The following is a 24,169-nucleotide window of genomic DNA, read 5'->3' as shown; positions in this document are numbered from 1 at the left end:
AAGGGAGACAAGCATGTTCCGCAGAACGCTCGTCGCGGCTGCCGCCGCGTGTGCGCTGCTTGCCGGCAGCGGGCTTGCGCAGGCGCAGATCCGCATTGCGACCGCAGGGCCGATGACCGGCCAGTACGCTGCCTTCGGGGTGCAGATGAAGGCCGGCGCCGAGCAGGCGGTGGCGGACATCAACGCTGCCGGCGGCGTGCTCGGCCAGCAGCTCGTGCTCGAGATCGGCGACGATGCCTGCGACCCGCGCCAGGCCGTCTCGGTCGCGAACAATCTCGTGTCGCGCCGGGTCCAGTTCGTCGCCGGGCATTTCTGCTCAGGCAGCTCAATCCCCGCCTCGAAGGTCTATGCCGAAGAGGGCGTGCTGCAGATCAGCCCGGCCTCGACCAACCCGCGCTATACCGACGAGGGAAGCTGGAACACGTTCCGCGTCTGCGGCCGTGACGACCAGCAGGGCCTTGTCGCGGCGAACTACATCCTGAGCAATCTGCGCGGCAAGCGCGTGGCGATCCTCCACGACAATTCCGCCTACGGCAAAGGCCTCGCCGACGAGGTCAAGAAGGTGATGAATGCGGGTGGCATGCAGGAGACGCTCTACCAGGCCTATGTCGCCGGCGAGCGCGACTACTCCGCCCTCGTCTCCCGCCTCCAGCAGGCCAATATCGAGGTCGTGTATTTCGGCGGCTACCACACCGAGACCGGGCTGATCGTGCGGCAGATGCGCGAGCGCGGGCTGCAGGCGCTTGCGATCGGCGCCGACGCGCTTGTCACGAACGAGTACTGGCAGATCACCGGGCCCGCCGGCGAGGGCACGCTGATGACCTTCTCGTCTGACCCGCGCAAGCGCCCAGCGGCGGCCGATGTCGTGGCGAAGTTCCGCGCCCGCAACATCGATCCCGAGGGCTACGTGCTCTACACCTATGCCGCGATCCAGATCTGGGCCGAGGCCGCGAAGCGCGCCGGCACGACCGACCCGCGCCGCGTTGCCGAGACCCTGAAGGCGCAGGGGCCGTGGCAGAGCGTGCTCGGGCCGATCAGCTTCGACCGCAAGGGTGACGTGACGCAGCCCGACTACGTGTTCTACGTCTGGCGCGGCGGCAGCTACAGCGAAATGTGATCGCCGGCGCCGCGCGCCGTTTTGCCGCTGAGACGGGGCCGTCCGCGGCACGCGGGCGGCCCTTCTTCGTTCCACACGTCACCGGGTCCGGTCGGCCTCCCGGCCTCGCCGCCCGGGACCTGAGCTTCGCGCGAGGCTCAGGGCGCGGTCCCGCGTGCCTCGGCCGTGTGCGCCTCGACCGCGTCCATCACATAGCCGGCATAGGTGAGCGCCGCGCCGGCATTGAGAGCGATCGCCACACCCAGCGCCTCGGCGATCTCCTCCCGCGTCGCCCCGGCCTTCAGAGCCGCCTCCACGTGGGCGTTGATGCAGCCTTCGCAGTGGGTGGTGATGGCGACACCGAGAGCGATGAACTCACGCGTCTTGGCATCGAGGTGCTTCGTCTGCTTCGAGGCGTGGTTCAGTGCGCCGAAGCCCTTGATGATCTCGGGGTGTGCCTTCGTCAGATGCGCGACTGCGCCGCGCAGCGTGGTGCGGAAGCCGAGCCAGTCCTTGAGCATGCTCTCCCCTTTCCGGTCGTGACGCCCGCACGGTCGCTTGCCGCGAACGCCAACGCCTTGACAGGGATCAAGCCGCGAGGGCGCGCGCGAACACGGCCGGGTCGACATTGCCGCCGGAGACGATCACGCCGATCACCGCTCCCTTGAGGCTCACGGTGCCGTAGAGTACAGCCGCGAGCGCTACCGCACCGCCCGGCTCGACGACGAGCTTGAGATGGTCGAAGGCGAAACGGATCGCGCGCAGGACGTCACCGTCCGGCACCACGGCCGCACCATGCACCCGGCCGAGCGTGACCGCGAAGGTGAGCTCGCCCGGTGTCGGTGCGAGCAGCGCGTCGCACAGGGTCGAGCCGCCCGGGGCGTTGCGCTGCCGCGCCTTCGCCGCGAAGGAGCGCGCATGATCGTCATGCCCCGCGGGCTCGACCGCGATCACCGCCGCCCCTTTTGCCGCCCCCTCGACGGCGAGCGCCGAGCCGGCGAGCAGCCCGCCGCCGCCGGTGCAGACGAACAACGCATCAAGCCGCAGGCCCGCAGCGGCGGCGTCCTCGATCAGCTCGAGCGCCGCCGTGCCCTGGCCCGCGATCACGTCCGCGTCGTCAAAGGGCGGCACAAGCGTCGCGCCTGTCTCGTCGGATAGCCCGCGCGCGATCGCCTCCCGGTCATCCCTCTCGCGATCGTAACGGACGATCCGCGCCCCCCACCTCTTCGTGCTCTCGACCTTGATCGCGGGGGCATCGGACGGCATCACCACGGTGACGGGCGCGCCGAACATCCGCCCGGCCGCGGCGCATGCCTGGCCGTGGTTGCCGGAGGAATAGGTCACCACGCCCCGCCGCCGCTCGTCTTCCTCCATGAGCGCGATCCGGTTTGTGGCGCCGCGCAGCTTGAAGGAGCCGGTGCGCTGTAGCGGCTCGGGCTTGATGAGAACGGTCGCGCCGGTCGCTTCGTCCAGCACGGGGCTGCGGAGCGTCGGCGTGCGCACGATCCGCCCCGCAAGTCGCTCGCGCGCTGCGAGCACGTCCGCGAAGGTCGGGAGCTTCACGTCCATCCCTCAGGCGCAGTGCTCACGTCTCTCCCTCCTCCTCCATCGGCTCGAGATCGACCGAGACCGAAAGCGAATGCGCCCCGCCTCCGAGCAGAACGCCGCGAACCGGCGAGACATCCGCATAGTCCCTGCCCCAGCCCAGGACGACGTGCTCGTCCCGCACCACGAGATCGTTCGTCGGGTCGAGATCGACCCACCCATGCCCTGGCCCGAGCCAGGCGCCGACCCAGGCGTGCGACTGGTCAGCCCCCTGACGACGCGGCTCGCCGGGGCGCGGCCGGGTGCGCACATAGCCCGAGACGTAGCGCGCGGGCAGCCCAAGATGTCGCAGGCCCGCGATCATCACGTGCGCGAAATCCTGGCAGACTCCGGCGCAGGAGGCGATCACCTGTGCGACGGGCGTGGACACGGTGGTCACGCCCGGGCGGAAGGTGAAGTCGCGCCTGATCCGCGACTGGAGCTCGAGCAGCCCCTCGAGGATTGGCCGACCGGCCGGGAAGCTTTCCGCAGCGTAGGCGCCGGCCGCCGGGTCCGCCGGCGCCATCGGGCTTGGTGCGGCGAACTCGGACGCACGCCAGCCCTCGCCGCCGGGCCGTGCAGTGATCGCCGCAACCTGCTCCCACGGCAGCGTCGCCGACGCCGAAGGAGGCGGGGGGAACGCGACCTCCACCTCGGCGCGGAGGGTAACGCTGAAGCAATCATGCGGCGTCTCGATGAACATCCAGGTGACGTCGTTGCCGAAATGGTCCGGCCCCGTTCTCAGCCGCACCGGCTCCGGCTCGGCCGCAAGCGCGGCCGCAAGCACCACCTGGCCTGGCAGGGCACGCGGGGTGAGGTGGAGGAGGTGGCTCGCGAGGTCGACCATCTCGCCATAGTGGTAGGTCGTGGTATGGCGGACCCGGTAGCGCATCTCCCCTTCCCTCAGCCTTCCGCCTGTTCCTCGCCCACGCCGAGGGCCTGCGCCACCGGGACGTGGCTGAAATAGCGCCGCGCGATCGCCTCCGACAGCGCGCCGACCTGAGCTGAGAGGGCCCTGAGCCGGGCCGGAAGGCGAACCGCCTCGACGGCCGGCTCCGACGCAGCCGCGACGGCCTCGACCATCGCCTCGGCCTCGGCGCGCAGCGCCCCGGCGGTGCGGGCGAGATCGCCCTCCGGCAGGCCTTGGACTTCGGCGAGCCTTCGCTCCACCGCCTCGAGCTGATAGGCGACCGAGCGCGGGTTCCCCGGGTCGGCAAGAACGAGGTCGAGCACAGGGCCCGGCTGGAGGACGGAGAGGTAGCGCGCACGGTAGGTGATGGCGCTGTCGCAGAGCTCGATCGCGAGCCTCAGGCCAGCCTCGACCCGAGCCGGCGGCTGGTCGAGAGCGTGGGCGAGGTCGCGCGCCGTGTGCATCGCCCGCTCGATCCGCCGGCCGAGGTCGAGGAACAGCCAACCGCCGCCGCGCACCATGTTCTCCGCGGCGAGGCCGGCTAGCCCTGCCGAGAAGCGCAGGATCGCGCCTGCCGCCTCGTTCAGCTCCTCGAGGCCGCGGCAGGCCTCGGCCGCTCGCTCGCGTGCCTCGGCGGCGAAATGAGTGATGGTGGTCCACATGTCGGTCGTGAGCCGGTCGCGCACCGCTCGCGTGAGCCGGCCGACATGGTCGAAGAGCTGGGCGACCGGCCGCCCCGGCAGGCAGACCTCCGCGATCGCGCCCGGAAGTGCGGGGCCATCGGGCGCGGCCGAGGCGACCTCGCGGTCGATCAGCCCGGCATCGGCAAGGCAGCGGGCGAGCGCGCGGAGCTCGGCGAGATCGCGCGGCAGGAGCCAGCCGCGGGCAAGACGCACGATCACGGCGCGAAGCAGGCGCGCGGCATTCTCGAGGCGTTCGACGTAGCGGCCGAGCCAGTAGAGATCATCCGCCACCCGGCTCGGCAGCTCTGCCGAGACGCGGCGGATCGCAAGCGGCGGGAGAGCGAAGGCGGCGGGCCCGACGATGTCGGTGCGATCCTCGCTCAACACCCACACGTCCTTGGCGACCCCCTCGCGCGGCAGGCGGCCGGCGAGGCGATCACCCTCCTCGAGCAGGCGGGCGAGCCCCCCCGGCATCGTCCGCCACGCGCCGGCGCCATCGGCGAGAGCGAAGAGGCGGAGCACGAGCGGCTTCGGCGCGAGACCTTGACCGTCAAGAGCGGGAACGGCGGAGGGCGCGATCGCCTCGGTCGCGGCGAAGTTCGCTGGAGCGGCGCGGATCCGCGCGAGCAGATGGGCGCGGGCGCTATCGCCGAGCTCTCCCGGGTGAAGGGCCGGGGCGGTGCCGTCGAGAGCGGGCCGGATCATCCACCGCTCCGGAGCGGCAAGCACGGCGGCGAGTGCCGCCGGGTCGCCGAGCCAGACGGTCGGAACAGAGGGAAGGCGCAAGGGCTCGCCGAGCAGATGCTTGGCAAGACGCGGCAGGAAGGCGGCGAGTGCCGGTGCCTCGGCGAGGTGGCTTCCTGGATCGTTCAGAACCTTCACCCCGCCCGCGCGCATGGCATCGAGAAGACCGGGCACGCCGACGGCGCTGTCGGGCGAAAGCTCGAGCGGGTCGACATGGCGCCCCTCGACCTGGCGCACCAGCACATGCACACGCTGCAGCCCCTTGAGAGTCTTGAGGAACACCGCCCCGTCACGCGCCGTGAGATCACCCCCTTCCACGAGCGCGCAGCCGAGCTCGCGCGCGAGGAACACGTGCTCGACCCAGCTCGCGTGGGCCGCGCCGGGCGTGAGCAGACCGATTCGCGGGTTATCGCTGCCCGGAGGAGCGGCGCGCTGGAGGCTGTCGAGCCAGTGGTCGAAGAAGGGGCGGAGCTGGCGCACCTGGACGAAGCGGAACGCCTCCGGCATCACGCGGGCGACCATGCGGCGGTTCTCCCGGGCAAAGCCGAGCCCGTTCGGGGCGCCCGTGCGGTCGGCGAGCACCTGCCACTCTCCCCTCGAATTCCGGATCAGATCCACCGCCATCAGGTGGATGATCGGGCCGGCGGGTGGGACGGGCGCCCGGCAGGGGCGGAGGAAGGCAGGGTTCGCGAACACGAGCGCGGGCGGGAGAAGGCCCGCGGCAAGCAGGTGCTGCGGCCCGTAGAGGTCGGCGAGAATGGCCGAGAGCAGCGCCGCCCGTTGCGCGAGGCCCGCTTCCAGGGCGGCGAACTCGCCTGCCGGAAGCACCATCGGCAGCGGGTCGCAGCGCCAGGGCCGTTGCGCCGGCCCCTGGCCCGGGTCTGCCGGCAGGACGGTGGCGATCCCCTCCTCCTCAAAGGCACGGTCGAGGCGTCGGGCGCGGTCAGCCAGCCCTCCCTGGGGAAGGCTCGCGAGCAGGCCGACGAGTCCACGCCAGTGCGGCCTTATCCCGCCGCGGCCATCGACCATCTCGTCATAGAACGGAGGCGGGTTCGCCGGCGCGGCCACAGCCGCTCGATCGGGCGTCATGCCTTCACTCTAGACGAGCCGGCGCTGCCGGCCAGGGATGGCGTGGTCCGCCTCAGGCGAAGCGCCTGAGGTCGAGCGTGCAGGGGTGTTCGAGGCTTGCGGTCCCCGCGTCCGCGCCGCGCGGGGGCGGAATCTGCCCAGGCGTGTGCCCTATCGGCAGGAAGCGGGCGCGACGCCGCGCCTCCGCCTCGTTGGCGTTCACCGGGAAGGTCTCGTAGGCGCGCCCCCCCGGATGCGCGACATGCCACGTGCAGCCGCCGAGCGACCGGCCAGACCACGTGTCGTAGATGTCGAACACGAGCGGCCCCTGGGCGCCGATCGTCGGGTGAAGCGCGGAGGGGGGCTGCCAGGCCTTGAATCGGACCCCGGCGACATATTCGCCCTCCGTTCCGGTCGGCGTGAGCGGAACGGCGATGCCGTTGCAGGCGAGCACGAACCGCTCCTCGACCCAGCCCGTGACCCTTGCCTGAACCCGCTCGACCGAACTGTCGACATAGCGGACCGTTCCGCCGGCATAGGCTTCCTCGCCGAGCACATGCCACGGCTCGAGTGCGTGGCGGAGCTCGGGCTCCATGCCCCGGACGACGACGCTGCCGATCCGGGGGAAGCGGAACTCGAGGTGCGGCGCGAACCAGGCAGGGTCGAGCGCGAAACCGTGCCCGGCCAACTCCTCGAGCACGTCGTGGAAATCCTGCGCGACGAAGTGCGGCAGCATGAACTGGTCATGCAGCCGTGTGTTCCAGCGCACGAGCCGGCGCTCATAGGGCTTCGCCCAGAAGGCGGCGATCGCGGCGCGCAGAAGAAGCTGCTGCACAAGGCTCATCCGCGGATGCGGGGGCATCTCGAAGCCGCGGAACTCGACGAGGCCGCGCCGCCCGCCCGGGTTGACCGGGTCGTAGAGCTTGTCGATGCAGAACTCGGTGCGGTGGGTGTTGCCGGTGACGTCGATCAGAAGATTGCGGAACAGCCGGTCGGTCAGCCAGGGCGGGGTCTCCTCTCCGGCGCGGACGCGTCGGAACGCGATCTCGAGCTCGTAGAGGCTGTCCGAGCGCGCCTCGTCGACGCGCGGGTGCTGGCTTGTCGGGCCGATGAACTGGCCGGAGAACAGGTACGACAGCGAGGGGTGGTTGTGCCAGAAGCCGAGGAGTGACTTGAGGAGGTCGGGCCGGCGCAGGAACGGGCTGTCGGCCGGCGTGGCACCGCCGATCACCACGTGGTTGCCGCCGCCCGTGCCGACATGGCGGCCGTCGAGATTGAACTTCTCCGCAACGAGGCCGACCTGGCGTGCCTCCTCGTAGAGCGTGTCGGTTCGCTCGACGAGCTCGTCCCAGCTCCGCGCGGGGTGGACATTGACCTCGATCACGCCCGGGTCGGGCGTGACGGAGAAGTGCAGGAGGCCGGGGTGATAGGGCGGCAGGTAGCCTTCGAGGATCACCTTCCGGTGCGCCTCGGCGGCCGTCTCCTCGATCGCGGCGACGAGGTCGAGCCAGTCCTCGGCGCGCGTGAGGGGGGGCAGGAACACATGCAGGATCCCGCTGCGCGGCTCCACCGTGAGCGCGGTGCGCACGACCTTTGGCTCTTCGCGGCCCGGCTCGGGCGGGCGCTGCTCGACCACGCGCTGGGCGAGGCCCTTATGCCGACAGAGCGCCTCACGCGGCGGCAGCGGCTCGATCGCGGCGAAGGGGTCGCGCACAGGTTCGGCGTCGATCGCCTCCTCGGAGGCCCAAGGCAGGCTCTCAAGCGGCAAGCGGTAGCCGATCGGCGAGTCGCCGGGGATCAGGAACAGCGTTCCCGGACGGAAGAACCACCGGCCCGTCTGCCAGCGCCGCGCGCCGCCCGCCTCGATCCGGCGCAGCGGCAGCACCGTGCCGACCTCCGCGCCGAGCCCCTGGCCGAACACGCTGGCAAGCCGCGCGCGCTCGAGCGGGTCCTTCAGCTTCGCGTCCTCGGCGAGCACGTTGGCGGGAAGCCTCTGCTCGCGCCAGAGATAGTAGTGGACGTCCTCGTAAGCCGGCAGCGCACAGCCGGGATCGACCTGGAGCCGCTCGGCGAGGCGTTCGGCGAAGCGCCTCGCGTCGCGCGCAGTGGCGTTGTCGCGGTCATCGTCGGAGGCGAGAAGGGCCGGGTCGCGCCAGACCGGCTCTCCGTCCGTTCGCCAGTGGACGTAGAGCGCCCAGCGCGGCAGCTGCTCGCCCGGATACCACTTGCCTTGCGCGTAGAGCAGCGCCCCGCCCGGTGACCAGCGGGCGTGCAGACGTCGCAGAAGCCGCCCCGCGAGGCGGCGCTTGGTGGGGCCGAGGGCGTCGGTGGTCCATTCGGGCGCGTCACGATCGGTCGCTGAGACGAAGGTCGGCTCCCCGCCCATGGTCAGGCGCACTGCCCCGCTCTCGAGAGCGCGGTCGACGAGGCCGCCCATGCGGGTGATCGCCTGCCACGCGCTCTCGGTGTAGGGCTTCGTCACGCGCGGGGTTTCCGAGACGCGCGTGACCTTCATCTCGAAGCTGAACTCGGTCTCCGCCTTCTCGAGCGTGCCGGTGATCGGCGCGGCGGAGGCAGGGTCGGGTGTCGCGGCGAGCGGGATGTGGCCCTCTCCGGCGAGCAGGCCCGAGGTCGGGTCGAGCCCGACCCAGCCCGCGCCCGGGAGATAGACCTCGCACCAGGCGTGCAGGTCAGTGAAGTCGGCCGACGGGCCGGCCGGCCCCTCGAGCGGTTTGACGTCGGCGACGAGCTGGATCAGGTAGCCCGAGCAGAACCGTGCGGCGAAGCCGAGATGGCGCAGGATCTGCACAAGCAGCCAGGCCGTGTCGCGGCACGAGCCCTTCCCGTTGGCGAGCGTCTCATCCGGCGTCCAGACGCCGGGCTCGAGGCGCACGATATAGGCGATCTCGCGCGAAAGCCTTGCGTTGAGATCGACCAGGACATCGACGCTGCGGCGGCGGGCGCGCGGGACGGTGGCGAGGAAGGCGGCAAGCCTCGGGCCGGCAGGCTCCAGCCTGCGAAAGGGCGCGAGCTCCTGGTCGAGACGGGGGTCGTAGGCAAAGGGGAAGTGCTCGGCCTCGGGCTCGAGGAAGAAGTCGAAGGGATTGATGGTCGCCATGTCGGCGACGAGGTCGACGGTGACCTCGAAGCGGTCGACCTCTTCGGGAAAGACGACGCGGGCGAGGAAGTTGCCTTGCGGGTCCTGGAGCCAGTTCAGGAAGTGCGGCTTCGGGGCGACGGTGAGCGAATAGCTCAGGATCGGCGTGCGCGCATGCGGCGCGGGCCTGAGCCGGATCGTTTGCGGCCCGAGGGAGACGAGGCGGTCGTAGCGGTAGGAGGTTCGGTGCGTCAGCGCGACATGGATGCTCATCTTTCCCTCGGGGGCTGGATGCGCGAGCGACATAGCACGCGCCGTGCCGGCGGGGAGCGACGCTAACGCCCGCCGCGGCGTGACCGCGCGGCCGCAAGCCCCCTGTCGCCGCCCGGTGCCGGACCGGGGGATCAGGCGAAGCGTCGCGGGTCGGCGAGACGCGCGGCTTCGGCGAGCCCGAGAGCGCCGGGGTCGCGCCCGAGCACCAGAGCCGCCGCGAGCTTCGCGGCCGCCGGGGCGGTCTGGATGCCGTAGCCGCCCTGGCCCGCGGACCAGAAGAACCCCTCCTCCCTCCCCGGCCCGATCGCGAGCGAACGGTCTGGCGTGAAGGTGCGAAGCCCCGCCCAGCGGTGCTCGATCCGCGCCACCGGGAGATCGAGCGCCGCCTGCACACGGTCGATCGCGAGCGCGAGGTCGAGCTCGTCAGGCTGAACGTCGCAAGGCTCGATCGGGGTCTCGTCGGCCGGGGAGAGCATCAGCTTCCGGCGCGCCTCGGGGCGGGCGTACCAGGTGTGGGCGACATCGCCGACGAGCGGCCAGGCGTCGGGGTCGTGCCCGGGCGGGCCATCGACGATCAGGGCGGTGCGTCGCATCGGGGTGAGGCCGAGGGGAGTGACGGAAGCGCGCTTGGCGACGACGTCAGCCCACGCTCCTGCGGCGTTGACCACGACGGCGGCGCAGAAGGCGCCGGCGGGGGTCGCGATCTCCCACATGCCGTTGCGGCGGGTGAGCGCCTCCGCGCGTGCCCCGGTCACCACCTGCCCGCCATGGGCGCGGAGCATGCGGAGATAGGCTTGGTGCAACGCCGCGACATCGATGTCGAACGCGTCCTCCTCCACCGCCGCTCCCGCCACCGCCCCGGGCCGGAGGATGGGAACGAGCGCGCATGCCTCCGCCGGCCCGAGAGCGCGCATCCCCTCGCCCTCCGCAAGCATTGCGGCGAGCGCCTGCTCCTGCCCGGGCGGAGCGATCATCAGAACCGCGCGTCGTCGGGTGAGCGCATGGTCGGCGAAGCCCCGCGGCGGCGACAAGAAGAAGCCCCGGCTCGCGCCCGAAAGAAGCCGGGCATCGCGCGGGCCATAGTTGAGGATCCAGAGGGCGGCGGAGCGACCGGTTGAATGGTAGCCGGGCGTGTCCTCGGCCTCGAGAAGGGTGACGCGACGGCCGGCGGCGGCGAGCTCCGCCGCGACGGAGGCGCCCGCGATTCCAGCGCCGATCACGGCGATGTCGGTCCGGTGCATGGCGCGACCTTCGCCAAGCCGCGCCGCCGTGGCAAGGCGGCTCAGCCTTCCCCGAGCCCGTCGCGCATCGCCCGGTTCACCGTCACATGCAGCGCGAGATCCGGCTCGACCTCCTCGAGGTCCTCGAGCACCAGGGCGGCGAGGCGCAAGAGGTCGTCACGAAGCGCAGACGGGAGGGTGTCTCCCGAGGCGGCAATCGCCGCGAGCACCTCGCCCCAGAGAGCCTGCTGGTCGCCGAAGGCCTTGCTACGCGCGACCAAATCGTCGCCGGCGGCGAGCAATCGCTCGGCGGTGCTGGCGAAGGCCTCGGGGGAGGAGAGGATGAAGCCGTGGTTCAACGTCATCGCGCCTGCGCCCGCGGGCGAAGCAGTGCTGCGAGGCGCTGCCACAGTGCAGGCGGTTCGGCTGCCGAGCCGTCGCCCCAGGCGAGGGTGAGCGCGCGATTGAGGCTCTGGCGATTGCGCAACCGTCGCAAATCGGCGGCAAGCCGGCGCTGCGCCTCGGCAAGCGCGCGCTCTGCCTCGGCGAGCGCTCCGCGAGGGGCGAGCATGGCGGCGGCGACTCGCGCCGACGGCGCCTCGGCGATTGCCGCGATGGCGGGACGCAGATCGAACGACGCGACGACAATCGCCCCGGCGTCGATGCCAGTGATCACCCTCAAGCCACGCGGCAGGGAGCCGTCGAGCAGGGCCACGCTCTCGCAGAGCGAGCGAAGCCCGAGCCGCGCGGCGGCGAAGCCGCGCATGACCGCAGCGCGCTCGGTGGCCGTCGCGTCCGCGTCGGCGAGGCGTTCGAGAAGCGCGCGCAGATCGCCGATCAGCGTCACCGCGCGGTCGAGCGCGACGAGCGCCTCGCCGACCGAGGCGAGACCGCGCGCGAGTGCGGCCTCGACCGCACGAAGCCCTTCCGGAGGTCCGAGCGGGTGCGCGAGGCCGAGGCACCGTGCCGCCTCGCGATCCGCACCAGCGGGAAGCGCAAACGGAACCGTTCGACCTGTCTCAGCCATGACCGCCTCGTTCCCGACCGGACCGGAAGCGCGAGAGTCGACGGGCGACTCCCGTTGCGGCTGAGCATGGGGTGAACCGTTGAACCTCCGGTTAATCGCGAGACAAGTCTCATTTCGAGAAATCCTCGCTCCAGGCGCGTGACATTCGCGCGAATTCCTTCCTTGCGGTCTTCCCTCAGGCGGGTTTCGCGATGGCTTGCTGAGGAAAGTGATTTCAAGTATCCTGGAACAATGGAAACGGAGACGATCACCCGCGCCTTCGCTGCCCTCGCCCAGGAAACGCGGTTTTCCATGCTTCGCCTCCTTGCCAGCGCCGGTGCCTCCGGCCTCGCGGCAGGCGAGATCGCAACCCGGCTTGGCGTCCCCCCCTCCACCCTCTCCTTCCACCTCGCGGCGCTCGACCGGGCCGGATTGGTGGCTGCCTCCCGCCAGGGGCGCTCGATCCGCTACGCCGCACGGCTCGACACGCTGCGGTCGCTCCTCGGTCTGCTCGCCGAGACCTGCTCGAGCGATCACTCCGGGACCGACCGTCTCTCCCCCGCCTTCAACGTTCTCTTCCTCTGCACGCGCAATGCCGCGCGCTCGATCATGGCGGAGGCGATTCTCGACCGTCTCGGGGCGGGGCGCTTCCGCGCCTATTCCGCCGGGTCCGACCCGGCACCAGAGCCCATGCCGGAGGTGATCGCGAAGCTCGCTTCCCTCGGCCATGACGTCTCGCGGCTTGCGAGCAAGTCGTGGGAGGTGTTCACGGGCCCCGCCGCGCCGCGGATGGATTTCGTGATCGCGTTGTGCGACACGCTCGAGAACAGAACGTGCCCCGAGTTCGGGGACCGTCCCGTCACCGCCGCTTGGCCGCTTCCCGATCCGGCAGCGTTCCGAGGCAGCGCCGCCGAGCGGGAGAGGCTGCTCGACGACCTCTACCTGTCGTTGCAACGTCGGATTGACCTGTTCGTGAGCCTTCCCTTCGATCATGCGGACCGGCTCGCGGCGAAGGCGCAGCTCGAGGCGATCGGCCCCAGGGTGGCGGCCTGATGCGCGTGGGCATCAACGGCATGGGGCGGATCGGGCGGCTTGTGCTGCGCGCGGCGCTCGGCGGGGCGGACCGGCCGCCCTCCGACCCGCGCGCCGGAAACCGGCTCGAGGTCGTGCACGTGAACGAGCTCAAGGGGGGAGCGGCCGCGACAGCGCATCTGCTTGCTTTCGACAGCGTGCAGGGGCGCTGGCGCGTGCCGATCGAGGCCGAAGGCGAGACGGCGGTCCGCGTGGGCGACCACCGGATCGGCTTCAGCGCCCATGCCGCGCCTGAGGCGATCCCCTGGGGGGAGCTCGGGGTCGATGTCGTGCTCGAGTGCACCGGCAAGTTCATCACGCCTGACTCGGTCGCGGGCCATTTCGCGCGCGGTGCGAAACGGGTGATCGTCGCCGCCCCTGTCAAGGCCGAGCCCGCTCTCAACATCGTCGTCGGCGTCAATGACGACCGGTACGACCCCGCCCGCAACCGACTGCTCACAGCCGCTTCCTGCACCACCAACTGCCTCGCCCCGGTGGTAAAGGTGGTGCATGAGTGCTTCGGCATACGCCACGGCCAGATCACCACGATCCACGCGCCGACGAACACCAATGTCGTGGTCGATGCGCCGCACAAGGACCTGAGGCGTGCTCGTTCGGCCATGCTGTCGTTGCAGCCGACGACCACAGGTTCGGCGACAGCGATCGGGCTGATCTATCCCGACCTCAAGGGAAGGCTTGATGGGCACGCCGTGCGCGCGCCAATCCTGAATGCCTCGCTGACCGATTGCGTGTTCGAGCTCTCCCGCCCCGTCACGGCAGCTGAGGTCAACGCGGCCTTCGCCGCCGCCGAAGCGGGGCCGCTTGCCGGGATCCTCGGCATCGAGACGCGGCCGCTCGTCTCGTCCGACTATGCCGGGGACACGCGCTCGGCGATCGTCGACGCCCCCTCCACGCTCGTGACCGACGGCACGCTGCTCAAGGTCTATGCCTGGTACGACAACGAAATGGCCTACGCGTGCCGGATGGTCGATCTCGCCGTGATCGTCGCTGAACGGGGCGTCTGAGCCGGATGCGCACCTACGCCATCGTCACCGCTGCCTACTGGGGCTTCACGCTAACCGATGGCGCGTTGCGGATGCTCGTGCTCCTGCATTTCTTCCGCCTCGGCTTCTCGCCCTTCACGTTGGCGCTCCTGTTCGTGCTCTACGAAGCGGCCGGGATCGTGGCCAACCTCGCGGGCGGGTGGCTTGCCGTCCGGTTCGGCATCTCGCGCATGCTCGCGGCGGGCCTCGGGCTTCAGGTCGCCGCCTTCCTCTTCCTCGCGGCGCTCGACCCTGGCTGGGGGCTTGCACTCTCGGTCGTCTGGGCGGTCGCCGGGCAGGGGCTCGCCGGAATCGCCAAGGATATAACGAAGACCGCCTCGAAGAGCGCGATCAAGCTCACCGCAGCGGCGGTGCACAACGGCGGGGCAGTGCTGTTCCACTGGGTGGCGTGGTTCACCGGGTCGAAGAACGCGATGAAGGGAGCGGGCTTCTTCCTGGGCGGTCTCCTGCTCGAGGTGCTCGGCTTCCGCGGCGCGCTCCTTGCTATGGCGGCGGGCCTCGGCGTGGTCTTTGTCGGTGCCGTGCTCGCCCTGCCGCCGCTCTTCGGCCGGGCGAAGCCCTCGCGCTCGGCGCGGGAGCTGTTCGCCAAGAACCGCGGCGTCAACCTGCTCGCCGCGGCACGGATCGCGCTTTTCGGCGCCCGCGACGTGTGGTTCGTCGTCGGCCTGCCGCTGTTCCTCTACGGCCAGGGCTGGAGCTTTGCCGGTGTCGGCCTGTTCCTCGCGCTCTGGACGATCGGCTACGGCGCGGTTCAGGCGGCGACGCCCGGCTTCGTGCGACGCTCCGCCGACGGCCTGTCGAGCGAGGTTCCGGCGGCCAGAGGGTGGGCGGTCGCGCTTGCTGCCGTGCCTGCGGCGCTCGCGGCCGTGCTCGCCGCTCCTCTCGAGGTTCGGCCCGACCTCGTCGTGGTCGTCGGGCTTGCCGTGTTCGGCCTCGCCTTTGCGGTCAACTCCTCGCTGCACTCCTACCTGATCCTCGCCTATGCGGGGTCTGAGAAGGCGGCGGAGGATGTCGGGTTCTATTACGCCGCCAACGCGGCAGGGCGCCTGCTCGGCACCCTCGCCTCCGGGGCGCTGACGGCGGCGGGCGGGCTCTCCGCCTGCCTTGCCGGGTCGGCGGCGCTGCTTGTGATCGCCGCTGCGGTCGCCTTCGCGTTTCCCACAAGGCTTCCGGCACGGGCCGCACCGGCGGCCTGATCCGACGCAGCCCCGCGCCGAACCCACGCCCGAGGGTTGGATCCTCGGGACCACTCGCGTTACGCTTGAGGGCTGGACCGGGGAACAGGATCGAGCGGGCGAGCCTGTGTCAGACGGCCGCGACCGCGTAACGGACAGGGTGGCCACACCCGAGCGACGCGCCGGCGGGGCGGGCCTCTCGCCCGGGGCCCGCTGGGTTGTGCTCGAGGGGGCCGTCATCTGCGACACCCGCTCACGGGGCGACCTCGTTCTGGTGCATCCGGAGAAGGGGCTTGCCCTGTTTCAGTTCGAACCGCGCTGGACGCCGGATGCGCTTGCCTGGCTCACGCGTCGGCTTGAGGAAACCGGGTTCACCTCCGCCTTTCCGGGCCGGCTGCCTGCCATCCATCGGCGCCTCCGCCGCGAGCACCTCCCTGAATTGGCGACGATCCTCGCGGAGGCGTTCAGCCTTCAGCCGGCGCTGACGCTGCCGCCGGGCGGAGCCTGGGTGGAGGCGCTGCGGCGGGTGCTGTGCGTCCCCCAGGAAACCTCGCCTGAGACGGCTCGGCCGGAGCGGCGGGAGGTGACGCACGCTCCCTCCGCCGCACGCGAGGCCCCGGCCGTTCTTGCCTCGCAAACGGGCTCGAGCGAAGCGGGGGGGCAACCGACGAGGACGACGGCGGACGCCGCTCAGGCTGTGCCGCGCCGCCGCAGCAACGTTCCGCTCGCGATCGGCGCCGGAGCCTTGGCAGCCGGGCTTGTGGTGATCGCCGCGCTGCGCGGCCCCTCGCCGCAGCCCACGGAGCCGCCCGATCAGCCCTTGCAGGTTGCTGCCAACGTTTCGAGCACGATGCGAACCGATGCCGGAGCGCCGTCCTCCCTCGCCGCCGCGCCGGTGGTCGAGAGCGGGGGCGCCGGCTCAGGCGGCGCAGGAGCAGCGACCCCCGGTCTGGCCGAGAACGGGTTTGTGTCCGAAAGCCGTGTGAGGCATCTGCTCGCGTCCTCCTTCTCGGACCTCGCCGCGCTGACAACGGAGCCGGTCGAGGAACCGCCTGAGCCCGCGCTTGAGGCGGCGCTCGCCGCCCTCGCACGCGACCTCGGCCCGAGGCCGGAACCGATCGAGGAACCGCCTGAGCCCGCTCTCGAGGCGGCGCTCGCGGCGCTCGCGCGGGACATCGCCCCGAGGCCAGAACCGATCGAGGAGCCGCCTGAGCCCGCTCTCGAGGCGGCGCTCGCGGCGCTCGCGCGTGACATCGCCCCGAGGCCGGAACCGATCGAGGAGCCACCCGCCCCTGAGCTCGAGGCTGCCCTCGCCGCCCTCGCCCGCGACCTTGCGCCAAGGCCGGAGCCGGTCGAAGAGCCGCCCGAGCCGGAGCTCGAGGCGGCGCTCGCCGCCCTCGCCCGCGAGATGACTGCCGCGAGGACGACCTCGCCCCAAGCCGTCACAGCGCCGGCCCTTCCGGCCGCTGAGGCGCCTATCCCCCTCCTCCCCGTTCCCGATCCTCCTGCCGTCGTGGGAGCGATGCTTCTGCGCGGCGAGGCCCTGCTCTCCCTCGGCGACATCTCGGGGGCACGCAAGTTCTTCGAACGCGCCGCCGCCTCGGCCAATGCGAGCGCCGCACTCGCGATGGGCGGAACCTACGATCCGGGCGTGCTCGCACGCCTCGGCGCACGCGGCATCACACCCGACCGGGACATGGCCCTCGCTTGGTATCGCTATGCCGCCTCGCTCGGGGAAACCCGGGCGGCGGAACGAATCAGAGCACTGGAAGGATCACGATGAGCAGACCCGTTGCCCACACGCCCTCGCGCCGTGCCGTGCTCGCCGGCCTTTTCGGTTCCGCAACGTCCGGGATCGCATCAGCACAGACAACCGCCCCGGAAAGCGCCCAGAGAGTCACCCAGATCCTGCGCGCCATGGCCGCACGCGCGAATGCCGGGACGGTCGGCGTGATCTCCGGCGGGGTCGACGGCACCTATATCCGGTTTGCGGCCGACCTCGCCGCCGTGCTCGACGACGGCGACACGCTGCGCGTCGTCCCGGTGGTCGGCAAGGGCTCGATCCAGAATCTGAGAGACATCGTTCTGTTGCGCGGCATCGACATCGGCATCGTGCAGTCTGACGTGCTTGCCTATGCGCGCCGGGAGCGGCTGATCCCGGGTGTCGTGAGCCTGATCCAGTACATCACGAAACTCTATGACGAGGAGGTGCACGTGCTCGCGCGCGAAAGCGTGCGCGACCTCGCCGCGCTCGCCGGCAAGACCGTCAATGTCGATGGCCGCGGCAGCGGCACGGCGATGACGGCCTCGCTCGTCTTCGGCGCGCTCGGAATCGGCATCACCCCGGCCTACGACCCTCAGGACGTGGCGCTGACCAGGCTCCGTCGCGGCGAGATCGACGCGATGGTGTTCGTCGCCGGCAAGCCGGCGCGGCTCTTCGCCACGATCGAGCCTGCAAGCGGGCTCCGCTTCCTCCCGATCACCCCCACGCCCGCCCTGCTCGAGACCTACCTGCCGGCCAGCATCAGCCATACCGACTATCCGAACCTCATCCCCGCCGGCACGTCAGTGGAGACGATCGCTGTCGGCGCCGTCATGGCGGTCTATGCCTGGCCGCCGGGCAGCGAGCGGCATCGGAAGGTCTCGCGCTTCGTCGTCGCGCTGAACGAGAAGTTCGAGCAGTTCCTTCGCCCGCCGCGGCACCCGAAATGGCGCGAGGTGAACCTCGCCGCCCAGGTGCCCGGCTGGACACGGTTCGACCATACGCGCTGACGGGCTTGCCCGCGCGCGGACGGCGGATTCCTTCCAAGGCCGAGCCTCTCGCTGCCACCGTCGGGTCGCCTGGGGCCAGGGGCGCGCTCGAAGTGGCGATCGAGCACGTTGGTGCTGCCGTCCCGGCCTGAGCCAAGGCGTGGCGTCGGCCGTGGTGCCGTCCCGCTTCCTCGGCGCATCGGCGTGATCGATGCCGTGCCTGCAGAGGTATGGCTGATCTGCGCCGCGGGCGCAGCCGGGTTGACTGGTCCTTTACCCACCGCCGCACACCCTGGCACGGGCGCAGCCGGGAGCGCGCGGGAAAGGAACATGCAATGTCGGAACGCACCGTTCTCGTGCTCGATGACAACCCCGACTTCGTCCGCGCCGTCGCGTCGGTGATCCGTCCGCTCGACCTCGCGACGGCTGCGACCGACGACCCGGACCAGTTCCCAGCGCTGCTCGGGCGCGAGGATGCAGTTGCGGCGATCGTCGACTGCATGCTCGGGGAGCGATGCGGGCTCGGGCTCCTCACCCTGATCGCGGCTGACCGCCCGACCCTGCCGACACTCGTCGTCTCCGGCTATGGCGAGGCGTTCCTTGCCCAGGCCCGCCGCTTCGCCGAGAGCCACGGGATCGAGCGCCTCGCCACGCTTGCCAAACCCTTCTCTGCCACCGACTTGCGCGCCTTCCTTGCCGGCGCCTGCGGCCGGGGCTGAACCGGCTCAGCGCCCCGCCGTCCAGGCCGCGAGCACGCGGCGTTCCTCTGCCGTCATTCCGGTGATGTTGCCGGGCGGCATGGCATGCGTCAGGACGGCATGCAGCCGGATCGCGTATGCCTGTCGCGCGATCGCCTCCGGATGGTCGAGCACCACGCCCTTCGGCGGCATGCCGAGCCCTGCCCAGGCGGGAGCGGGCATGTGGCACATCGCGCAGCGGCCGACCACGATCTCCTCCACGGCCGGGGGAACCATGGCCGCTTGGGTAGGCCATTCCGCCGCCGGATCGGCCGGGCCGAGACGGATGGTGAGGAACGCCGCCGCCGCGATCGCGGCCGCCGCCCCGCCCCAGGCCCACCAGGCATTGCCGCGGCCGGCATGGCGCAGGTTGTAGAACACTCGAACCAGCGCGCCGGCGACGAGCGTGAGCGCGACCACCGCCGGGATCGCCGCCTGCGACGCCCAGGTGAGCGGATAGTGGTTCGCAAGCATCAGGAACACGACCGGCAGCGTGATGTAGTTGTTGTGCGTCGAACGCTGCTTGCCCTCGAGGCCGTAGCGGGGGTCGGGCGTCTCGCCGCGGAGGAGCTGCGCCACCGCCTTCCGCTGGTTCGGGATGATCACGAGGAAGACATTGCCGGTCATGATGGTGGCGAGCACCGCGCCGGTGTGCAGCAGCGCCCCCCGCCCGGAGTAGAGAGCGGCGAAGCCCGCCGAGACGAGCACGACATAGGCGAACAGCACGGCGAGCAGCGCCGCGTCGTTGCGCCCGAGCGGAGAGCGGCAGAGACCGTCATAGACAAGCCAGCCGAGCACGATCCCGCCCGCGCCGAACGCCGCGGCGGCGAGCGGCGACAGATCGCGCACCTCCGGGTCGATCAGGTACAGCTCGCTCTGCGCGTAGTAGATCCAGGCGAGCAGCAGCGCGCCCGAGATCCAGGTCCAGTAGGCCTGCCATTTGTGCCAGGTCAGATGGTCCGGCATGCCGGGCGGCGCGACCGCCCATTTGCGCATCTCGTAGAAGCCGCCGCCGTGCACCTGCCAGGCCGACTTGACCTCGGGCGGGAGGTCCTGTCGTGCCCGTAGCGAGGCATCGAGATGCATGAAGAAGAACGATGAGCCGATCCAGGCCATCGCCGCCACGACATGCAGCCAGCGCAACAGCAGGCTGCCCCATTCCCAGAGGTAAGGATCCATCCTCTCCCCGCATGGTCGATGCGCCATCAGACGCGCGCGGCGAAAAGGAAGCAAGCGCCATGCCGCCGTGACGGCCCGGCGCAAGTCAGCGCCGCGCGCGCGCGAGCTCCTCCGCCCAGAGCGTCTCGACGCTGCGCACGATGTGGGCGCGCATCGCGTCTTCAGCAGCGGCGCCGTCGCATGCGGCGAGAGCGGCGACGATCGCCTCGTGCTCCTCTTGCGCCTTGTGCGGCTCGAGCTGGGCCGTGCGCATGCGGTTCTGCGTCATCGTGTAGTAGCCGCGCAGCGCTCTGACGGCGTTGGCGAGGAACAGGTTGTCCGCAGCGGCGAGAATGGTGGCGTGGAAACGCTCGTTCGCCTCGATCAGCCACGCAGTGTCGAGTGCCTCGGTCGCTTGCGCGAGCTCGGCGAGGATCTGCCGCAGGGTCTCAAGCTGCGCCTCGGTGACTCGCCCGGCGGCGAGACGCGCGGCCACGCCTTCAAGGGCGGCGCGGATCAGCCCCATCTCGGCGAGCTTGCCCGGTTCGAAGGCGACCCAGGTGCCGCGACGCGGCTGGGTCACCACCATTCCTTCTGCCTCAAGGCGCGCAAGCGCCGCCTTCACCGGGCTCGTCGAGACGCCAAGCTCGGCGGAGAGTTCCCGCTCAGAGAGCCGACCGCGCGGCGGAAGCTTGCCGGTCGCGATCGCGTCGCGCAGCGTGCGATAGACCCATTCGGCGACCGGCAGCCCCTCAGCCGAGACCGCGAGCCGCCGCCGTTTCCCCCTCCCTTGCATCGTCAGCAACGAGGTCATTGCGCACTGATGTATCAGGTGGCAGTCTCGGCTTCAACCGGCGCAGAGGCCGGGGTGAGAACAACGGAGGGGAAACGATGTCGAGAACGGGTCTCGTGGCGGTCGTCGCCGCGGCGGTGTTCGCGATCGGCAGCGCGCCGCTGTCCGCCCAGGAATGGCGCGGCTGGAACACGCATGTGCCGGACTACCCGAACAGCCGCGCGCTTGACCGCTGGGGCGAGCTTGTCGCGCAGCGGACGAACAACCGGATCCGCATGCGCACGTTCCACTCCGCCCAGCTCGGACAGCAGGACGAGGCGATCCAGCAGCTCCGCCTCGGCGCGATCGACTTCGCGAACTTCAACCTCTCGCCGCTCAACAACCTCGTTCCCGAGACCCAGGTCCTGACGCTGCCGTTCATCTTCCGTGACGTTACGCATCTGCACAAGACGGTTGATGGACCGGTGGGAGATGAGCTCGCGAAGCTGATCGAGCAGCGGCTGAACATGGTGGTGCTCTCCTGGTTCGACGCCGGCGCGCGCTCGATGTACACACGCTCCCGCCCGATCCGCACGCCGGCCGACATGCAGGGGCTGAAGATCCGCGTCCAGACCTCCGACCTCTGGGTCGACCTGATCCGCGCGCTCGGCGCGAACGCCACCCCGCTTCCGTTCGGCGAGGTCTACACCGCCCTGCAGACGGGCGTGATCGACGGCGCAGAGAACAACTGGCCGTCCTACGAGAGCCAGCGGCACTTCGAGGTCGCGCGCTTCTACTCGACCACGGAGCACTCGAACGTTCCCGAGATCGTCGTGGTGGCCAAGGGGCGGTGGGACCGGCTCTCGCCTGCCGACCGGGAGATCCTGCGCACCGCGGCGCGCGAGGCCTCGGCGCTGCAGCGGCAGCTCTGGGCCGAGCGGGAGAAGGCGAGCCGCGACAAGGTGGTCGCCGCCGGCGTGACCGTGACCGAGATCACCGACCGCGCGCCCTGGGCTGCCCTGATGGCCCCGCTTTATGAGAAGTATGCCGGGGCGCCGAGCATGCGGGCGCTCGTCGATCGGATCCGCGCGGTCCAGTGACGCGGTGCTGCCTCGGGAGGGAGGGACGGCAGCGGTGAGCCGCGCCGTCTCCACCCTCTCTGTTGCGCTCGATCGGCTCGCGCGCCTTGTCATCCTGCTCGCCGGCGCCGCACTGGTCGCGCTCCTCCTCATCACCGGCTGGATGGTGTTCGGCCGCTACGTGCTGAACGACACGCCCACCTGGGTCGAGCGCGCCGCCCTTCTCGCGATCCTGTTCGTCGCGCTGCCGGTCGCGGCCGTCGGCGTGCGCGAGCGTTTCCACATGGCGGTCGAGATCGTCGTCGCCGCCCTTCCGTCGCCGGTGCGACACGGCGTCGGCATCGTCGTCGAGCTGCTGATGCTCGGCTTCGGCATCGTCATGCTCGCCTGGGGAGACATGCTTGCGACGCTGATGTGGGGCTTCCGCATGCCGCTGCTCGGGGTGCCGCAGGGGATGCAGTTCGTTCCCCTGGTGATCTGCGGCGGGCTGACCGCGCTCTTCGCCGCCGAGCATCTGCTGCGCCGCGCCGCCGGCCTGCCGCCGCTCGGCGAGCGCCGCGGCGGCCAGGAGTGATCTCGGCTCGATGAGCCTCGCCGTTCTCTTCGGCGTCTTCGTCTTGACGCTCGCGCTTGGCGTTCCGGTTTCCTTCAGCCTCGGCATTGCCGCGGTCGCCGCCTTCTGGTGGGAGGGCATCCCGCTCGCCGTCGCCTTCCAGCAGATGACGAGCGGGATGAACGTGTTCTCCCTGCTCGCGATCCCCTTCTTCATCTTCGCCGGCGAGATCATGCTGCATGGAGGAATCGCGACGCGGCTGATCAACCTCGCCTCCGCCGCCGTCGGCGGCGTCAAAGGGGGCTTGGGGATCGTCAACGTGCTCGCCTCGATGCTGTTTGGCGGCATCTCCGGCTCGGCGGTGGCGGACACCTCGGCGCTCGGCTCGATCCTGATCCCGGCCATGCGTGCGAAAGGATACGACACCGACTATGCCGTGAACGTCACGGTCACCTCCTCGATCGCGGGGATCATGATCCCGCCCTCGCACAACATGATCCTGTTCTCGCTTGCGGCCGGTGGCGGGGTGTCGGTCAGCGCCCTGTTCCTTGCGGGCGTCGTTCCGGGGGCGATGATGTGCCTCTCGCTCGCGGTCGCGGCCTACATCATCGGCGCCCGCCGCGGCTATCGCGCCGACCCGTTCCCGGGCCTGCGCCGGCTTGCGCGTGCCGCGGCCTCCGCTTTTCCCGGCCTGTTCACCGCCATCATCATCCTCGGCGGCGTGTTGGGAGGGGTGTTCACCGTCACCGAAAGCGCGGCGATCGGCGCTCTGTGGGCGGTGGTCTGCACCCTCCTCGTCTACCGCGAGCTCACTTGGCGTGGCTTCGTCCTCTCGGTCGCCCAATCGGTCCGCACGACCTCGGTCGTGATGCTGCTGGTCGGCACGGCGACCGCCTTCGCCTACATGCTCGCGCTTCACCGCGTGCCGGAGCTGCTCGCCTCAGCCATGCTCGGCTTCTCCGACGACCCCGTCATCCTGATGCTGCTCATCAACGCGGCACTGCTCGTGCTCGGCTGCATCATGGACATGGCGGCGCTGATCCTCATCTGCACGCCGATCTTCCTGCCTGTCGCGACCGGCATCGGCCTCGACCCGGTGCAGTTCGGCATGGTGGTGATGATGAATCTCGGCCTCGGCCTCACCACGCCGCCCGTGGGCGCGGTGCTGTTCGTCGGCTGCGCGATCGCGCGTGTGCGGATCGAGGAGGTGATGGGCACGATCTGGCCCTTCTATGCGGCGATCCTCGTCGCACTCGCGCTCACCACCTTCTGGCCTCCGCTCTCCCTTGCCCTGCCGAGGCTTCTGCTCGGCTATGGCGCCTGAGGTCGGGGCGATGCGGCGTGCGCGCGGCATCATCACCCTCCCGCCCCGGCCTCGCCCCGCCGCTCGTTGCGCTTGTGCCAGGCGCCACACACCCCACCAGGGAGAATGACCTGTGATCGAGGATCCGCCGCTTCTCACACTGCGCTGCGGCTTCCCCCGCCCGCCTGCCGAGATCGTGGCGCGCTTTCGGGATGTGCCGACGGGCAATCTCGCCGACGCGCTCGGCGGGCGGGCGGCGATGCGCCCTGCGATCAAGCCCGTCGTCGCCTCGGCGCAGCGTTTCGCGGGCGTTGCGGTTCCTTGCTTCTGCGGCCGCGCCGACAACCTCGCCGTGATGGGAGCGCTGTCGATCGCCGAACCCGGTGATGTGATCGTGGCGGCCGCCGATGGCTTTCTCGACGCCGCGATCTGCGGTGACGTGGTCGCCGGGATCGCGAGGAACCGGGGCGTCGTTGCCTTCGTGACCGATGGCGCGGTGCGTGACCTCGACGGGCTCGACGCGGTGGGCCTGCCTGTCTTCGCAGCCGGCGTGACACTCGACAGCTGCGCCCGGTCGGGGCCGGGGACGGCCGGGTTTCCCGTGGTGTGTGGCGGCGTCGCCGTCAGCCCGGGCGACATCGTGGCGGGGGACCGTGACGGCGTCGTAGTCATCCCCGCCGCACGGATCGAGGAGGCGCTCGCAGGGATCGAGCGCGTGCGCGCCGCCGAGAGCGACACCCTCGCCCGCGTCGCCGCGGGGCTGAAGGACCCGCCCGCGATCGCCGCGCTTGCGTCGAAATCTCTCATCCGCGTGGTGGACTAATC

General features: G+C 70.7%; 21 protein-coding genes. 11 read left to right on the top strand and 10 right to left on the bottom strand.

Annotated features, from left to right (window positions below):
• The first annotated feature begins 13 nt into the window (after positions 1–13).
• On the top strand, positions 14–1,117 hold the full coding sequence (locus KO353_RS00330; protein WP_218285834.1) for a branched-chain amino acid ABC transporter substrate-binding protein: 1,104 nt from the start codon (positions 14–16) through the stop codon (positions 1,115–1,117).
• Positions 1,118–1,254: 137 nt separating this feature from the next.
• Here KO353_RS00330 and KO353_RS00325 read toward each other — a convergent pair whose 3' ends face one another.
• From KO353_RS00325 to KO353_RS00290, 8 genes are all read right to left on the bottom strand, one after another.
• Positions 1,255–1,617, bottom strand: coding sequence for a carboxymuconolactone decarboxylase family protein (locus tag KO353_RS00325; protein ID WP_218285833.1), 363 nt, complete (start codon positions 1,615–1,617; stop codon positions 1,255–1,257).
• 67 nt (positions 1,618–1,684) lie between these two features.
• Positions 1,685–2,665, bottom strand: coding sequence for a threonine ammonia-lyase (locus KO353_RS00320; protein WP_218285832.1), 981 nt, complete (start codon positions 2,663–2,665; stop codon positions 1,685–1,687).
• A 16-nt stretch (positions 2,666–2,681) separates the two neighbouring features.
• Positions 2,682–3,572 (bottom strand): transglutaminase family protein, encoded by an 891-nt coding sequence (locus KO353_RS00315; protein ID WP_218285831.1) that lies wholly within the window; start codon positions 3,570–3,572, stop codon positions 2,682–2,684.
• A gap of 11 nt (positions 3,573–3,583) precedes the next feature.
• Complete coding sequence (locus tag KO353_RS00310) at positions 3,584–6,106, bottom strand: circularly permuted type 2 ATP-grasp protein (protein ID WP_218285830.1); 2,523 nt, start codon at positions 6,104–6,106, stop codon at positions 3,584–3,586.
• A gap of 52 nt (positions 6,107–6,158) precedes the next feature.
• Positions 6,159–9,455: a transglutaminase family protein gene (locus tag KO353_RS00305; RefSeq protein ID WP_218285829.1), complete on the bottom strand. Its 3,297-nt coding sequence runs from the start codon at positions 9,453–9,455 to the stop codon at positions 6,159–6,161.
• A gap of 131 nt (positions 9,456–9,586) precedes the next feature.
• Positions 9,587–10,696: an NAD(P)/FAD-dependent oxidoreductase gene (locus KO353_RS00300; RefSeq protein ID WP_218285828.1), complete on the bottom strand. Its 1,110-nt coding sequence runs from the start codon at positions 10,694–10,696 to the stop codon at positions 9,587–9,589.
• A 41-nt stretch (positions 10,697–10,737) separates the two neighbouring features.
• Positions 10,738–11,040 carry a flagellar biosynthesis regulator FlaF gene (locus tag KO353_RS00295; protein WP_218285827.1) on the bottom strand — a complete coding sequence of 101 codons (303 nt, stop codon included), beginning with the start codon at positions 11,038–11,040 and terminating at the stop codon, positions 10,738–10,740.
• Positions 11,037–11,702, bottom strand: coding sequence for a hypothetical protein (locus tag KO353_RS00290; RefSeq protein WP_218285826.1), 666 nt, complete (start codon positions 11,700–11,702; stop codon positions 11,037–11,039). Before KO353_RS00290 ends, KO353_RS00295 begins: the two co-directional genes overlap by 4 nt.
• A 231-nt stretch (positions 11,703–11,933) precedes the next feature.
• Here KO353_RS00290 and KO353_RS00285 point away from each other — a divergent pair, with 231 nt between their 5' ends.
• The 6 genes from KO353_RS00285 to KO353_RS00260 all read left to right on the top strand — a co-directional run bounded on the left by KO353_RS00285 (position 11,934) and on the right by KO353_RS00260 (position 18,461).
• Complete coding sequence (locus KO353_RS00285; protein ID WP_218285825.1) at positions 11,934–12,734, top strand: metalloregulator ArsR/SmtB family transcription factor; 801 nt, start codon at positions 11,934–11,936, stop codon at positions 12,732–12,734.
• Positions 12,734–13,777, top strand: a complete 1,044-nt coding sequence (locus KO353_RS00280) for an ArsJ-associated glyceraldehyde-3-phosphate dehydrogenase (protein ID WP_218285824.1) — start codon at positions 12,734–12,736, stop codon at positions 13,775–13,777. The genes KO353_RS00285 and KO353_RS00280 overlap by 1 nt, the downstream gene beginning before the upstream one ends.
• A gap of 5 nt (positions 13,778–13,782) precedes the next feature.
• A complete protein-coding gene (gene arsJ, locus KO353_RS00275) occupies positions 13,783–15,012 on the top strand; it encodes an organoarsenical effux MFS transporter ArsJ (RefSeq protein ID WP_218285823.1) in 1,230 nt (409 codons plus the stop codon).
• A 139-nt stretch (positions 15,013–15,151) separates the two neighbouring features.
• Entirely contained in the window at positions 15,152–16,774 is a 1,623-nt protein-coding gene (locus KO353_RS00270) for a hypothetical protein (RefSeq protein ID WP_218285822.1), read from the top strand.
• A 134-nt stretch (positions 16,775–16,908) separates the two neighbouring features.
• Entirely contained in the window at positions 16,909–17,763 is an 855-nt protein-coding gene (locus tag KO353_RS00265; RefSeq protein WP_235691952.1) for a TAXI family TRAP transporter solute-binding subunit, read from the top strand.
• A 314-nt stretch (positions 17,764–18,077) separates the two neighbouring features.
• The gene (locus KO353_RS00260; protein WP_218285820.1) at positions 18,078–18,461 is read left to right on the top strand and encodes a response regulator; all 384 of its coding nucleotides are present in this window, start codon (positions 18,078–18,080) and stop codon (positions 18,459–18,461) included.
• A gap of 6 nt (positions 18,462–18,467) precedes the next feature.
• Here the strand turns inward: KO353_RS00260 and KO353_RS00255 are convergent, their stop codons facing one another.
• Positions 18,468–19,658, bottom strand: coding sequence for a urate hydroxylase PuuD (locus KO353_RS00255; RefSeq protein ID WP_218285819.1), 1,191 nt, complete (start codon positions 19,656–19,658; stop codon positions 18,468–18,470).
• Positions 19,659–19,743: 85 nt separating this feature from the next.
• Positions 19,744–20,451: a GntR family transcriptional regulator gene (locus KO353_RS00250; protein ID WP_218285818.1), complete on the bottom strand. Its 708-nt coding sequence runs from the start codon at positions 20,449–20,451 to the stop codon at positions 19,744–19,746.
• A 77-nt stretch (positions 20,452–20,528) separates the two neighbouring features.
• On the opposite strand from KO353_RS00250, the gene KO353_RS00245 reads away from it, so the two are divergent.
• From KO353_RS00245 to KO353_RS00230, 4 genes are all read left to right on the top strand, one after another.
• Positions 20,529–21,509: a TRAP transporter substrate-binding protein gene (locus KO353_RS00245; RefSeq protein WP_218285817.1), complete on the top strand. Its 981-nt coding sequence runs from the start codon at positions 20,529–20,531 to the stop codon at positions 21,507–21,509.
• Positions 21,510–21,543: 34 nt separating this feature from the next.
• Positions 21,544–22,062 (top strand): TRAP transporter small permease, encoded by a 519-nt coding sequence (locus KO353_RS00240; protein ID WP_218285816.1) that lies wholly within the window; start codon positions 21,544–21,546, stop codon positions 22,060–22,062.
• A 10-nt stretch (positions 22,063–22,072) separates the two neighbouring features.
• A complete protein-coding gene (locus KO353_RS00235; protein ID WP_218285815.1) occupies positions 22,073–23,365 on the top strand; it encodes a TRAP transporter large permease in 1,293 nt (430 codons plus the stop codon).
• A gap of 112 nt (positions 23,366–23,477) precedes the next feature.
• Positions 23,478–24,167, top strand: coding sequence for an RraA family protein (locus KO353_RS00230; RefSeq protein WP_218285814.1), 690 nt, complete (start codon positions 23,478–23,480; stop codon positions 24,165–24,167).
• The last annotated feature ends 2 nt before the right edge of the window (positions 24,168–24,169 follow it).

It is taken from the genome of Elioraea tepida (genome assembly GCF_019203965.1).
GTDB classification, from domain to species: Bacteria; Pseudomonadota; Alphaproteobacteria; order Acetobacterales; family Acetobacteraceae; genus Elioraea_A; species Elioraea_A tepida.
This window is presented reverse-complemented; position numbering and strand designations above follow the sequence as displayed.